Source organism: Campylobacter sp. P091 (assembly GCF_002138935.1).
Lineage (GTDB): Bacteria > Campylobacterota > Campylobacteria > Campylobacterales > Campylobacteraceae > Campylobacter > Campylobacter devanensis.
The window spans coordinates 18653-33410 of the sequence record NZ_MJKZ01000005.1; the positions used below are offsets into that span (position 1 = coordinate 18653).

At 37.2% G+C, this 14758-nt stretch carries 13 protein-coding genes; 5 read left to right on the forward strand and 8 right to left on the reverse strand.

What is annotated here, in order from left to right:
- The 8 genes from CIGNP91_RS05865 to CIGNP91_RS05900 all read right to left on the reverse strand — a co-directional run bounded on the left by CIGNP91_RS05865 (position 1) and on the right by CIGNP91_RS05900 (position 8850).
- Entirely contained in the window at positions 1 to 939 is a 939-nt protein-coding gene (locus CIGNP91_RS05865; protein ID WP_086253653.1) for an SU10 major capsid protein, read from the reverse strand.
- Positions 940 to 1118: 179 nt separating this feature from the next.
- Positions 1119 to 1640 (reverse strand): hypothetical protein, encoded by a 522-nt coding sequence (locus CIGNP91_RS05870; protein ID WP_086253654.1) that lies wholly within the window; start codon positions 1638 to 1640, stop codon positions 1119 to 1121.
- A complete protein-coding gene (locus CIGNP91_RS05875; protein WP_086253655.1) occupies positions 1615 to 1923 on the reverse strand; it encodes a hypothetical protein in 309 nt (102 codons plus the stop codon). Before CIGNP91_RS05875 ends, CIGNP91_RS05870 begins: the two co-directional genes overlap by 26 nt.
- Before the next feature lie 219 nt (positions 1924 to 2142).
- On the reverse strand, positions 2143 to 5541 hold the full coding sequence (locus CIGNP91_RS05880; protein WP_086253656.1) for a PBECR2 nuclease fold domain-containing protein: 3399 nt from the start codon (positions 5539 to 5541) through the stop codon (positions 2143 to 2145).
- Positions 5542 to 5594: 53 nt separating this feature from the next.
- Positions 5595 to 6119: a hypothetical protein gene (locus CIGNP91_RS05885; protein ID WP_086253657.1), complete on the reverse strand. Its 525-nt coding sequence runs from the start codon at positions 6117 to 6119 to the stop codon at positions 5595 to 5597.
- Positions 6120 to 6451: 332 nt separating this feature from the next.
- The gene (locus CIGNP91_RS05890; protein WP_086253658.1) at positions 6452 to 6715 is read right to left on the reverse strand and encodes a hypothetical protein; all 264 of its coding nucleotides are present in this window, start codon (positions 6713 to 6715) and stop codon (positions 6452 to 6454) included.
- A gap of 14 nt (positions 6716 to 6729) precedes the next feature.
- Positions 6730 to 8397 carry a portal protein gene (locus CIGNP91_RS05895; RefSeq protein WP_086253659.1) on the reverse strand — a complete coding sequence of 556 codons (1668 nt, stop codon included), beginning with the start codon at positions 8395 to 8397 and terminating at the stop codon, positions 6730 to 6732.
- Between the two features lie 69 nt (positions 8398 to 8466).
- Entirely contained in the window at positions 8467 to 8850 is a 384-nt protein-coding gene (locus CIGNP91_RS05900) for a hypothetical protein (RefSeq protein WP_086253660.1), read from the reverse strand.
- Positions 8851 to 9198: 348 nt separating this feature from the next.
- On the opposite strand from CIGNP91_RS05900, the gene CIGNP91_RS05905 reads away from it, so the two are divergent.
- The 5 genes from CIGNP91_RS05905 to CIGNP91_RS05925 all read left to right on the forward strand — a co-directional run bounded on the left by CIGNP91_RS05905 (position 9199) and on the right by CIGNP91_RS05925 (position 14754).
- Positions 9199 to 9573 (forward strand): hypothetical protein, encoded by a 375-nt coding sequence (locus CIGNP91_RS05905; RefSeq protein WP_086253661.1) that lies wholly within the window; start codon positions 9199 to 9201, stop codon positions 9571 to 9573.
- A complete protein-coding gene (locus CIGNP91_RS05910) occupies positions 9573 to 12452 on the forward strand; it encodes a phage/plasmid primase, P4 family (RefSeq protein ID WP_086253662.1) in 2880 nt (959 codons plus the stop codon). Before CIGNP91_RS05905 ends, CIGNP91_RS05910 begins: the two co-directional genes overlap by 1 nt.
- Before the next feature lie 627 nt (positions 12453 to 13079).
- Positions 13080 to 13748, forward strand: coding sequence for a hypothetical protein (locus tag CIGNP91_RS05915; RefSeq protein ID WP_086253663.1), 669 nt, complete (start codon positions 13080 to 13082; stop codon positions 13746 to 13748).
- A 55-nt stretch (positions 13749 to 13803) separates the two neighbouring features.
- Positions 13804 to 14262, forward strand: coding sequence for a class I SAM-dependent methyltransferase (locus tag CIGNP91_RS05920; protein WP_086253712.1), 459 nt, complete (start codon positions 13804 to 13806; stop codon positions 14260 to 14262).
- Between the two features lie 12 nt (positions 14263 to 14274).
- On the forward strand, positions 14275 to 14754 hold the full coding sequence (locus CIGNP91_RS05925; RefSeq protein ID WP_086253664.1) for a DUF736 family protein: 480 nt from the start codon (positions 14275 to 14277) through the stop codon (positions 14752 to 14754).
- Positions 14755 to 14758: the final 4 nt, after the last annotated feature.

Below are 14758 nucleotides of genomic sequence, written 5' to 3' on the forward strand. Positions count from 1 at the left end.
TCAAACCTTTAGATTATGTAACCACGCAAAAGCATATGGAGTACAAACCCTTAGAGTAAATTCATTGATAATCTCATATAGCTCTGCATCATCAGTTGTCTCTCTCTTTTTTTCTGCCATTGGACGCCAATTGACCTTGACTATATCATCAGGCTTAAGTGCTATAATCTCATCATCTTTTAGATATGGACTTAGCATTACTTGGATATTTGTGCCATAAGCTGTATTTCCAATGTGAGTTACATTGTTATCAATGCGTGAAGTATTTAAGCCACTTACATGAGCTTTAGAAAAGATAATATCATCTAGCCTATCTTTTTGCTTATCATTCATCATTAAAATTCTATATGGCGACCCATTTAGATAGCCTATTTTTAAAAGCTCTCTAATAGTATCCCAAGTCAGTTCCTTAAGACCAGCATTAATTTTATTAGCCGCTGTAGCAAAGCTCTTTAGCCCACCACACTTCCCAGCAACTTTAGCCCCAGGTGTATTTACTCTAGCTACTGCTGTTTGCTCACTTAATAAAATTTTCTCTAAAGTCTTTTTAAACTGGATTAAGGCTTGCTCCCTTTGAGCAGCTATTACCTTTTGACCATTAACCCTCATCGCCTCAGCTTCAGACCCAGTTACCCCAAAGGCTTGTTTTAGAATTTGGTAGTGATTTTCTAGCCTTTTACCAGTGTAATGACTTACACTACTCATAGCACCACCCTCAGCACTAGCTGTACTAGCATCACGGTAGTCTAGGCCATCAGGCAACTGATCATAAAACCACATATGCCCAGCAGCTACGCTTCCATCTCTATTGCTTGGCGCCATAGAGCTAATCGAGCTTAGAAATGGTGTCTCATTTCTACCAACTTTTAAAATCCTAGATTCATAATCAGCGATTTTACCAAACGCCTCACTACTATCTATCAAACCTGCTTTAATCATAAATAATCTCCTTAATGTATTTTTTCCCAAACAAATTGCTTGAAGGTTTATACTCCAAGCAAAACCTAAACACTCTACCGCCTTTTTGTAATTAAGATTTTAAAATAATAAATTCGTAAAAATGGGTATTAAAATTATTAGAATAAAAAAGCGCCACAAAAGTTGTAGCGCTATCAAATTTAACGGCAAATCTCACCAAGATGAGAGTAAAAATCCACCATATCAGCAGAGCTTGCCTCACCTTTATTTATCTTTTCTATAGCTTCATTAGGGTTGAAATTTTCCATTCTAGCTCTATGGCTATCCATCACATTATCGCTATTTGCTTGATGAGCAAAATATTTATACCATATAAGCTCTAGCCCTTGAGCGCTAAATAGATTAGCAGCCATAGCTGGGTCTTTTTTGTTTATCTCTTCTAGCTTATGAAGGACTTTGCCACGATCAAACCCAGGCACACTCTTTTCAGCCATAGCTATCTCATTTGAAAATCTCTCCCTAGCCGCTGCTTCATCTAGTAATCTGCGGTCTTCACTGCTAAGCTCAAGCTTTTGAGTATCGCTCTGTTTTAGTCTATCTTGATCAGGCTCTTTTGCCACCTCTTTTTGTGGCTCGCTCTGCTCTATATTTGGTGATTTCTCATCATCTAAATTTGGCTCATTATCTAAAGGCTCATCATACCAAGCTGTTTGCTGACTCATCGTTTTCTCCTTTTAAATCACTGTTTTGCTCCCCAAATTCGTTTAATACTGGCTCTTTTTTGTTTGCTGTTTTAGTAGCCTCTTTAGCGCTTTTTGGCATTGCTAGCCACTGCTCTTTAGAAAATACCTTATACTCTCTTTTGTTTTTAAGTTTTACTACAGCATCGCCTATCTCACCCATATCGATTTGACCTTTATCGCCATCAACGCTACTATATATCATCAAACCATTAGTTGCTTTACTAATGATAAACCCTAAAAGCTCATAACTATCTTTTGTCATGTTAATTTCCTTTTTATTTTAATTTCGCAGCTGAGCGAAGCCCAGCTTTGCGACCAAAGTTTGGCACTTTGGAAACGCACTAAAGCCCCATAAATGGGGTACCCCGCTTGCGGGGCTTTAGGTGGGTCAAGGGAGTGTAACTCCCTGTCGCAAAGACTAGCTTTGCTAGTCTGCGAAGTTAAAATTAATAATATAAAAATATTTTCATAAAAATAGGCACTAACTCCCACAATCAAATTTACTCTTATCACACTTATCCATCACAGCCTTAGCCTCTTTAGCACTCTTAAATCCTAGCCCCACTTGATGAGCCAACCTTCCAAACTCCCTTACATCGCTCTTAACCGCCTTTTCATCTATTACTAGTGTTTTACCCTTTGGCTCTTGTATCCCCATCGCCCTTCGCTCAGCTCTGCTTAGATTTAACCCTTGACTTTTTATCTCTTTTGGGGTAGAATTTGAACTATCGTATCTGTTGCTTAGAGTTCGGTCTAAGTCGTTTTTGGGCGTAGAAACAGGGGCGACATCAATCTTGTTGGCTGAATATTGCGAAGTCTGTAAAAGCGTTTGCGAGATAGAATTGGCGTTTGGAGATTGATATAATATCCTTCCACCTTGCTTAATTTTATTATTTAAGTTATTAATCTCTTTTATACCATTTGATATACTTATGAGATACTCTCCATTATCAAAGCTTACATTAACAAAATAATCTTTGTCTTTTAAATGTTTAGCTAAAATAATCTCGCCATTTTTATCTGTAATAATTATCTCAGGATCATCTAATACTCTTTTTATCTCTGGGATAAATTTTTGCCTACCTTGAGATACTAATTTTAATAAGCTTCCCTTTTGTAATTTTAATTCTTTATTACCTAAAGCTTTTTTAATCTCATTATTAAATTTAGGGATATATGTATCATCTAAATTTTTTAATCCAAAAGTATCTATCCACTCTTTTTGTATCTCTTTTGTGATTATATGATCTTTACCTTTTTTATCTTGAAAAGTGAGTTCAGCAAACTCAGTACTTTTTAAGTCTTGGTTTGGTATAGTCTTGTCATCGGTTTTAGCAATACTGGCGTTTGGGCGTACCCCATCACGGGTGTCCTGAGCTTTAACTGCCAATCCCGCATCAGAGTACGGGGTGCTTAAGGGGTTGGATTTAAAATTACCTTTAGTTGAATTTATCCCAATTTCATCGCTTACATTAACCACATCAGTGCTTTTTAAGTCTTTGTTTGATATAGTTTTATCGTTAGCGCTATCGGCGGTGGTGATAAAAGACGCTTCAGAGCCCACGCTGGAATCAAAATCTTTTACATCAGAATTTAAGGCACTATGTTTATTCTCGGGGGCCTTAGTGCTTAACTTAGATTCTACCGCATCAACTTCTAAAGTATATATTCTATTTTGATTTTTATCTATACTCTCTTTAAGTGTTATTAGCACTTTAGCATTATCTTTGAAATCAGCTTCATATCTATGTATTTTTAATGCTTTATCTCCATTTTTTATATCATCAGAGCTACTTTTATATATAGCATTTTTATACAATTCTTCGACACTCTCCACCGCCTCAAAATGCTCTTTAGCACTAAATCCATTATTTAAGCTCTTTTGTATTGCTTTATCACTTATCATTTTTGATATATTTGTTTTAGATACTTGGGCGATTCTGCCATCATTTTTATTGGTTATATCAATGCCAATAAGCTTATTTAATATATTTTTAACATTGTTTCTAAATTTACCATATAACTCTTTTGGCTTAGCCAAGGTCTCTTTTATCTCTTGGTTTGGCATAGCCTTGCTAATCTCCCATACTCCACTTTCAGGCTCACGCTCTAGGGTATATCCATCATTTTCTAATCTACTTTTTAATTCAGCTGTCATATCGCTATCATCGATTAATTTAAATTGCGTTTGATTGCTACTTATCTCTTTTAAAATTTCATCTTGATTTTTTGGAGTTTTAGCTTTATCGCTCTTTGTAGTGTTCTTAAGCCACTCATTACGCCCATCTTCTACGCTCTTTTGCCTATTACTAGCTACCTTGCTATCTAGATATCTCCTAGCCACGCTTATATCATCAGCTATGTAAGCATCAGCAAAGATATTGGCTAACTCATCGCTAAAGCCGTGATTTTTAAATCTCTTAACAATAGTATCACGATCAAAGCGTGTTTTATACTCCATACTCTTTTGTAGCACTCCTAGCACTCTATACCCAGCCATTCGTGGAGTTACAGGCTTATCATCATTTATTATGCGTGTTAGCTCTTTTTCACTCTCGCTTGGTGCGTAAGTTTTATTTATATATATCTCTATATCACTAGCACTAGCTTTTGGATTATCATTAGCAAATTTAGCCACGCTACTATCTATCGCAGTTGATACCTCTTGGCTCTCTTTTATCGCCTTATTTATATTATCATCATACTCTTGCCCTAAAAGCCTAGCTATATTTTCTGCGTTCTCATCAGCGCTAAAAGCCTCTTCTATATCATCACTTATCTTTTGTAGTCTCTTATCTATATCTTGGGGAGTGCCTTTTTCTAGCTCTTTAGTTGTTTCATCTTTGGCTATCTGTGCGTTTTGCTCTAGTGTGGATTTTTGACCAAATCTACTAGCTATCTTATTAAGCACAGCCCCCAGCGCCATAAATCCAGCCCCAAGAGCCACCCCAGCCCCAGCTCCCATCATCGCTGCACCTGCTACATTTTGTTCATCTTTATCTTTATAGCTTCCATACTCGCTTATAGCTCCAGCCATACCACCGATGGCTCCTAGCTGAGCTAAATCAAATGCTACATTTGCCCCCTTTTTAAAAGCAGTATTAGCTACCTTAAATCCCTTAGCTAGTCCCACAGCATTTAGTGGGTCAGTTACCATCTCTCCAGCGAAGTTAGCCACATTCCACTTATCAGGATTATTAGCCTCATACGCATCACGACTAGCCTGCAGTATCTTTTGAGCGTCCTTTATATCGTTAGCTTCCTTGCTATCTTCGCCGTATAAAAATGATTTTACCACATATTTAGTAGCGTTTGCAGTTGTAGCCATACCGATATTAAATCTATCCATAGCCGTATAACCACTATTTTCAGCCTGTTCTATTAGATTTCTAGCGTAAGTTTTTGAGTCTTTAGTATATGATCCTATCGCATTACCTAGCAAGTTATTGCTATCTATTTGATACTCTCTTTGAGTGCGTGGGGTAGTTGCTATCTTATCTAAATTCTTAGCTTCATTAATTGATTGTGTTAGCTTCATATCAGCTAAAATTTGAGCCTCTTTATCACTATCTCCCATCAGACCTGCTATAGGCGCAGCTGCCTTACTAGCTAATATATCTATACCACGAGCGATACTCCCCATGGTCTCATATCCATTAGCGTCCATTTTATCACCCAGCCTAGTGAAAAAGTCCGCCCTTCCTTGCTTCTGACTGACCAAATTCATTCTATTTAGAGCATCTTTATCCCCACTTTTTATAGCTTCATCTTTATAAGCTTTAGCTATGCTTATTATCTCATCTTGACTCTTGCCTTGATTAATTAAATTTTGTAAGCTCTCATCGCCTAAGATACTTCTAACCGTGTAAATCTCTGCCATAAATACTCCTTTAAAGCAGATAATTTACCACTATTTTTTCTAAATTTTAGCCATCAATCAATCTTTATATTTGCTATATCATCTTTACTTACTGGCTTAACTGGTATGTTGTTTATACTACCAAAAATTGGCACCCCAAACTTATAATGAGCAAATAACCCACTATTTACATTACCATTTTGTATAAAGTCTTGTAGCAGTCTAGTCAATGTATAGTTATCTAGCCTTGCTAGATTATGCGCATCTCTTGCTATTGCTGCCTTAGTATTTATACTATCTATTTCCGCCTTTGTCTTTTTCTCATCCAAATTTAGCTTTTTTACCGCCATATCATTATCAAATTTTCGCTGAGCGCTATTTTGTATATTTTGCTCTATCGCCATAGCCATCTCATTATCTTTATAAGCTCTCTCCCAGTTAGCCCTATCTTCTTGCGCTATCGCCTTAGCCCTATCATCGCTAATCTTGCTTATATTGCTTAGTGCTTGACCAATTGCCGCTAGCCCTAGCCCAGTGCCTACCCCACCATTTGTGCTAGGTGCTTGAAGAGTTCTAAGCATTCTATCATAGTATCCCATTTTTACTCCTATTTATTTTTACCTACTTTTAACGCACGAACAAGTCCGTGCTAAAGTAGCAAACACTAAAGCCCCACTTCGTGGGGTACCCCATTTTAACTTCGCACGGCAACAAGTCGCCGTTTGCGACAGGGAGTTACACTCCCTTGACCCACCTAAAGCCCCACTTTTATTTTTACCTACTTTTAGCGGCGTAGCAAAGCCACGCCTAAAGTAGCAAACACTAAAGTCCCCATAAATAGGGGTACCCCACGAAGTGGGGCTTTAGTATTTGGTTCTTTAGGGGCGACTTGTTGCCCCGCTAAAAGAACATAAAATAGGGTACCCCTATATCAAATCTCCTTAGCATAATCACTAGCCCTAAATCCAGCTGCTAGAGCATCATCAGCTTTTTTACGTCTTGCCCGCTCCTCTTCCATTAAGGCTTTATTATAGTTAAAGACGTCCCTAGCCATCTTCCCTTGAGATTTTGCCGCCTTATACTGCCCTATCCCGCCTAAGATTTCACCCCCAGCGTTTAGAAAATCCGTGGCCTTAAAATCCTTAAAGATATTTTTACCAAAATCAATCAACCCACCTAAAATATTTCCTGCCATTTTCTCTCCTTTTATTAGATTATTCCAGCGATTAACGCCTCTTTATCCGCATCACTTTGCGACCCCATATTATTAGCCATAGCCTCTCCTTTCATAGCCTGTGTAGCCATAGCTAGTTCTTGCTGCGCTTGTAGCTCTTTAAACGCTTCATCTATTAGATATACTGGCGCATTCTCTCCAAGTAACGCCACGCTCATCTCTTTTATCAGTGGCATTATCAAATTTGGATTATTTAGCCCAAGTTGCGCTAGAGTGCCTAGCAGTGTATTTATCTTACTTACTACTACATCGCTGCTTATAGTAGTGCCGAAATTCACATTTATATCAAAGTCTATATCACTACTCATTCTCTCTTCTTTACTACCAATGATATTTATAATATCCGGATTTTCAGTTATCTTGATTAGATACTCATCATCTAGATTTTTATATAGCAATTTTACATACTTTTTAGCATACTCATGTAGCATAGTAGCGGCTAAGGATTGAAACATACTTTCTACTCTTACCCCACTTGCAGCATTTATAGTCTGAAGACTTGTATTACTCCTTCTATCACTCGCACTTGTTACCCCAGTCATTATGCTATTTACTCCACTTGCTATCTCATACTCACTCTTTATCATCTCTATCTCTGTAGTTACATCATATACTGACCCAGTAGGCAGCAGCGGCGCTACTACCTTGCTTATATCCCCATCGCCACTTAGATTACACCGTATCACCTTTTTACGGGCTAACAAGTCATTAGCATTTACTATCCCGCCCTCGCTGTTTATAGCAAACTGTGGGTCTATAGCATTTTCTATCAAATCTATCTTTTGATTACGCTTTATATTATACTCTTGTTGTAGCTCCTTTACCCGCTCAGGCAGACACGAGCCATACACCCCTATATAATCATCATTTAGTAAATCATCTCTGCTCACACTTGGCATATTTTCAAAGCAATATCCATAGCAAAACGGCAACTGATTAAACCACGCCGTTCTAACCTCTATATCATTAGCATAGCTAGTTAAGTCCCAGCCACCTCTCTCCCAGTTTTTCTCATATATCTCTTTTATCAGTATTCGCCTACCAGCCTTTAGCACAGCATACTCATCATCACTTTTGTAAAATCCGCTTTTAAACTTCGCCTTGACATCATTTCTACTCTTAGCAAATTTATAGCATATATACTCCACATCATTTATATCACTAGCATATGGGTCAAATGCGATTGTATTTATAGGGATAAACTTAGTCTGTATATCCCCATCACCCCAGTACACACTCACCACCCCAAGCGGTAGATACAGAGCCGATAGCACCGCCCTACTAATGCCGATAAAGTGTTTATTCTCTCTCCATTTAGCCTTGACCGCCGCTGTTAGTGCGTCCCTTAATGCTCTATCGTGATCATCATTATAGCCAATTCTTGTTATCTCTATAGGACACCCCGAGCCTAAAAAGCTAGATTTAAATATACTATGTAGTATATCTATACTTGTCTTAGCCAGTGGGACATAGATTCTAGAGCGCTCTACTATATTTGACCTCTGAGGTGCTAAGCGTCTGCGATGCGCATCATCATATGTAGCGTTATAAACTCTTTCACAAGCTAAAAATCTATCTTTTTGATTTTCAAGTTTAGAGAATGCATCATCGATTAAAAATAGTCTATTTTTTGTCTTTTTCATAATTTAGCCTTTAAATATAAAGCTATATTATAAAAGTGTGAATTCGTGATTTTAAATGCGTGGATTTTATTATTTGATTAGGTTTTCTATCTGTTTTAAATCTTGAGTGAATTTTTCTAGTAAGGCTTTATTGCCATAATCTATATAAAGAAGTATGAAATCTACTAGCTCAGGGCTTAGAGTGTAGTTATGCTGGGTATTATCCTCTCTATCGTATCTTACTAATATCCCCCCTATCCCCCCACCAAAAAACAGCTCATCAAAGGCCTCATCATCCTTCTTTTTATCAGCTTTGGCTTTTTCAAATTTGGCTATAACTCTACTATTTAATCCATTATTACGCCAGTTATTAGCAGAATTTCTACTATATCCTAATCTCTCCGCAATATCTTCAAGACTATTTACTTTAAAAAAAGCTTTCATCTCTTTAATTAATTCTTTGTCATCTTGCATTTTTAATTCCTAATTTGATTTTATATTATAACACTAATATTTTAAAATGTAAATATATTATTTTTATTCAAAAATATATTTTTTTTTATCATTATTATATTAAATACTATTGACAATCTATTATAAATAATATATAATTATATTAATTTTCTATTTTTTGATATATTAATCACTTTAAAAAGTCGCCAATCCTTCAAATCTTGCAGGCGGCTTCTTAAAGTGATTTGCTGGTATCACTTAAGTTATTTAACATCGCAATCAAGCAGTTTTTAAATCCAGCTTTGGCACACACATCCTGTAATTTCTATTGATTTTTCTAGCTTGATTGCCCCGTTTGGAGGTTTTAGTTTGAGTGCCTTTGTTACTTTAGATGAGGCCGCCGCATTTCACGGCATCTCAAAGCTAAGCCTCCAAAAGCTTAAAAGCTCAGACAAAAGACTTGGCAGAAGTGATAGATTTAGCTGTGATGGCTTAGTGCTTTTAGATTTTAGTAATCCTCTTTATGAAAAGACCACTTACTACTACTACAAAGCCCTAGCCGTCGCAGGTAATGAGAGAGCCTTAGCTAGAGCCATCGCTCTTAATCTAGGCAAAAGCGAACATACCATCTATTCGCTTTTTCGTAGATTTAAGTTTAAAAATCAATACACGGCAACAAAGCTAATAGTTGCGCTGCAAACCTACATAGATAGCGCTAGTTTATTTGATGTGAAGGATTTATAATGCAAGATAATATCTTTGAACTACTAAGGAGCTACTCCAAAGAGCAGCTAAGAGAGCTTATGTCATCTCGTGGCATAATCTTTAAAGATTTTAAATACCACTGCCCATTTCACGGCGAAGATAAAACCCCAAGCGGTAGCATAAGCTTTAAAAATGGCTCTGCATTCTTCAACTGCTTTGCCTGTGGCACTGGTGGGGACGCTGGTAAATTTATAGAGTTATATGAGAAGCTCTCTCCAGCCAAAGCCGCTAAAGTCGCTCTAAATTTCATAGGATTTAATTACGATGAGAGCCTAAGCGATGAAGAGTTAGAAGCTAAAAAAGAAGCATTCATAAAACTCCAAAAAGAGCAAGAAGCCGCTAGAGCCAAACTAGAGCAAGAAGCCGAGCAAAAAGCCCAAATTGTGAGAGCCAAACTAAGCAAAATAGCTCCAAATTTCTTACAACAAGCCAAAAGCCTTACCGCCTTAGCTGAGCCTTTTGATATCTTTATAGCCAAGACTGATTATTTTGATTATCTCTTTGATAGATATATAGGCTTTGACCCACAAAATGATAGCGTAGCGATAATAATATCCAATGAGCAAGGCGAAGTTATAAACATCAAACACAGAACCAAATTCAAATGGGATAGTGAGGCACGGTGTTACTCAAATGAGCTAATGCCAGGCAAATGGATAGGAGCTAGTGGGGCTAGTGCCTATCCATTCCCTATCGGTTTTTACCATGAGTTTGATAGCGATATAGTAGTTATCTGCGAGGGCGAAAAGGACGCTATAAACCTATGTAGCTTAGGGGTATGCGCTTTGACTCTCGGTGGAGTAAATAACTCATGGCAAAAACACAAAGAGCTATTAAGAGACAAAATCGTCTATATCTGGTTTGACAATGATAAGGCTGGATATACAAGCGCCATAGCTAGATATAAAGAGATTGAAGCCGTAGCAAAATCTGTATATATCACCCTATTTTATAAGCTCTGCCCTGCTGCACCAGCTAAATATGATATAAGCGATTATCTAGGAGCCAATCAAGCCAAATTCACAAGCTCTGAAAGAATAATAGATAAACTCATATATAGCTCATTTAAGCTCACAAATGACCTAATAGATGAGATAAGCGAGCTATATGAGTGCGACCTAAAAGAGTTTAAAGAGCCGTTTAAGAAGGTAACCTTTAGTGATATATGTAAAGAGATAATGCAAACGGACAAAGATGGCAACTATCTAAACATTATTCCCGTTAAGGGCGAACTAGATGATAATCAAATAGATTATTTCATCAAGCTATTTAAAAGCAAAGAGCTAAAAGATATCACCGCTGAAGTTAAATCCGCAATGCTAGAAAATAGGCTTTTTGTCTCGCCACAAGCTGACAAAGACTTAGAGCAGTGGGCTAAGGTAGTTGATAAAATTTGCGATTTTCAAAAGATTTTGCGAACCAACTACCATCAAACTCATCTAGCTGATATGTGTGATAGCTTTGTAAGAACTATTCGCAAGCTAGGCTATGATATAGCCGAGTATAAGGGTCAGATATACTTTTGGAATGGCAACTTCTACTCATTTGTAGATGATAGAGAGATTTATAAGTTTTTGCTTCATCACTGGATGGGCGCTAGTGGCGTAGATAAAAAGAAGATTACAGATCGCACCGCCACAGAGCTAATAGACAATATCCGTGGCCAAGGTGTGCTAATCGATGCCAAAAGGCGTGAGCCTAGCCTTATCAACAAAAGGGTTATAAACCTTAGAAACGGCTCTATAATCATCAGCAAAAGTGGCAAGATAGTCTTTAGCCAGCATCACAACAAAAAGCTATACGCTACAAATATGCTTGACTTTGACTATAACCCACAGGCGGGGTGTCCAAAATGGGAAAAATTCTTAAGCCAAGTCATGAATGATGAAGATAGGCTTACTCTCATGGAGTTTATAGGCTACTGCTTTTTACCTAGCCATGATTATGAATCCTTTTTATTCTTATATGGCAAGAGTGGTAGCAATGGCAAGAGCGTGATTTTGGACGTTTTAAGAAACTTTTTTGGCGAGGATAATGTATCAAATCTCCAGCTTCAGCAACTTGAAGGCCACGAACTTCACGGCCTAGCTAATAAGATGCTAAATATCGGTAGTGAGATTGATAAACTAGGCGTTGATAAAGGGCAGTTTAGCAACCTAAAAGCCCTAGTATCCCCAAGAGATCAGATACAAATCAACCCTAAAAACCAGCAGCCCTACAGCCTAAAGCCGGAGGACAAACCCAAATTTGCCTTTGCTGGTAATGACAAACCAAAGAGCAATATAGATAACGCCGTATTTCGCCGTATGCTACTAATTGGCTTTGATAAAGAGATTAAAGATGATGAGAAGATTAGGGGGCTTAGTGAGCGCTTTAGCGATGAGCTAGATGGTATCTTCGCTCTAGCACTTGAGGGCCTAGAGCGCCTAGTAACTAATGGCAAATTCACCAAAGGGCAAAAGATGCTTCAATCACTAGATGAGTATAAAGATGAAGTTAATCCTACTAGAGTCTTTATCCGTGATGCTATAAAGCCAAATAAAGAGAGATTCACGCCAAATAAATATCTATATCTATTATATTGTGAATTTGCTAAAGAGCGTGGCAACAAGCCAATGAGCCAGACCAAATTCACTCAAACGCTAAAAGATGAACTCACAATGTCAAATATAGAGTTTCAAGTTATATTAAGAAAGAGTTCAGTACCTAGAATCGGTCTAGCCTCTGTTGAGCGTGGCTTTGCTGGTATTGAAATCAATATTGATTTTGATATCACTAGCGTTACTATAAATAATATGAATTTAGATATAGAGAATATGTCTGAGCCTTGCAGCTTTTTAGATGGTGATGAGCTTTAATGCTCACCATCTCTAAGCCTTTTGTTTTTCTCCATTCCAAAAGGCTTAGAGATGGTTATAAGTTTTTCTTATTCATCGTGTTATTTAAATTAATATTGTTAAATTACTTTTTAAGCTTTATAGTGATATTTTAGTAAGATTATCTGATTTTGATAATCCTACCCCCATAAAATCGAGCGGTAACACTTTGTAACACTTTGTAACACTTTAAGAAAAAAAGTGTTACCACTTCTAAGCCCCTATTTAAGGGCATTTCGTGAGCTAGGTAACAGAATAACACTTTTTTTCTATATAGCTATAGAAATATTTTTTCTCTTACTTAAAATTTTTTCTATAGCAATTATAGGAAAAAAGTGTAACTAGTAGTTTTCTTAAGCCTTTAAATGCTTATTTTACCTATATTTGCTTAAGGTAACACTTTTTGAAAATAAGTGTTACCTACCACAGAAACCTTAAGCCACCAAATACCCATAAAAAGGCACTTAGCCCAAGGTAACACTTTTTGAAAATAAGTGTTACCAAAGTGTTACCGCTAATTTTTAGCTATTTGCTTAGCCTTGCTAGTTGTTTTTTTATGTTTTTTCCTTGCAGCTAGCAAAGCTAAGCAAATAGCAGCAAAGGAGAATAATGAAACAAGCAAACGATATCGTAAATTTCTACGATGAATATGGCAATCTAGTAGGCGTTAGCAAGATTAACAAAAGAGATGAGATATTAAATGAGCCTGAAGAGCTACAGGCACTACAGGCCTCACCCCCACAAAGAATGAATGAAGAAGCTAGCATAGCTTATGAAATTTGGATTAACTCAGCTACGCTTGAAAATGACTTCACCCCTATAACAGAGCGTAAATTAGCCGAGCTACTCACTACAAAGGGTATAAGCTCTAGCTCTTCAAGGATAAATCGCTGGAAGCAAAAGTACGGCTGGAATAAGCTTTTAGAGCATAAGGTAAATTTAGCCCTTATAGAAAATAAAGAGTTAAACCGCACTATCAAGCACACAGCGCTAGGCGCGGCAGTAGAAAATACCAAAGTAGATATAGAGCGAAATACTAAGCTTTTAGGTGTAGCTTATAGCATAGCTGAGATTGAATTAACAGAGCTATATCACAAACGCCAAAATGGCTCATTAAGCAAAGATGAGTTTAAACGCTTTGAAGCTTTGTTTAAAATCGTAGCTGATAGAGATGATAGGATGAATGACCGCCTAGCTCATATCGCTACTGAGGCAGTCTCAAGTGTAGAAGTTTTTGAGAGATTAAACCAAATTTCACTAGATATAGAGACAGAGTAAAAATAAAAAAATGGAGCCAAAAAATGGTATCAAAAATTATGGGAGAGTATTAAAAATGAGTAAAGCTATTTTAGATGTTTGCTGTGGTGGTCGTATGTTTTACAAAGACAAGCAAGATGAGCGAGTGCTGTTTTGTGATAAAAGAAAGTTAGAAACTACGCTTTGCGATGGCAAAAAATTTGTAGTTAATCCTGATATGGTAGTAGATTTCAAAAATCTACCTTTTGATGATGAAAGCTTTGCGCTAGTGATTTTTGACCCACCGCATTGTTCAAGAATAAATGATAAGAGCTTTATAGTGATTAAATATGGCAAACTACCGCAAGAGTGGAGAGACGAGCTTGGTCGTGGCTTTGATGAGTGCTGGCGAGTGCTAAAAAGCGGTGGCACGCTTATATTTAAGTGGGCTGAAATTGACATAAAGCTTAATGAGATATTAAAGTGCTTTTCACAAAAGCCACTAATCACGCAAAATACAGCTAATAAGTCGCATTGGTGCGTGTTTTTTAAATAAAAAGGAGAAAATATGAAAATAGGCTACATAACACAAAAAAGCTTTACTCAAGCAGATGAGATAGTTAAATATTTATGTGGTTCAATGCAAATTCTAGGCGTGGCAAATATGTTAGAATTCACTATAAGCCCAGCAAATAGCGATAACCCAAATTCGCCAACATACTATTTAAAGCTCCCACGCCTTAAATCAAATTTGGCGAGTAACATCATTATAGGCTCACTTTGGCTACGAACTAGCCAAAGTGGCAATGAGTATATGAGTGGCTATATAGATAGCCCAATCTTTAGTGGTGGTAGGATAGAGATTATCTGCTTTAAGCCATATGCTGATGATAATCCAGCGATTTTATGGAATATAATTTGGGAGCCAGCTAAAAAACAAAAAGAGCAAACCACCCAAACGCACACGCAAGAGCCAGAGCCAGCAGAGCCAAAAACTACACTAAAAGATTTGCATAGCGGCGTAGTAGATGACTCTATCCCATTTTAGGAGA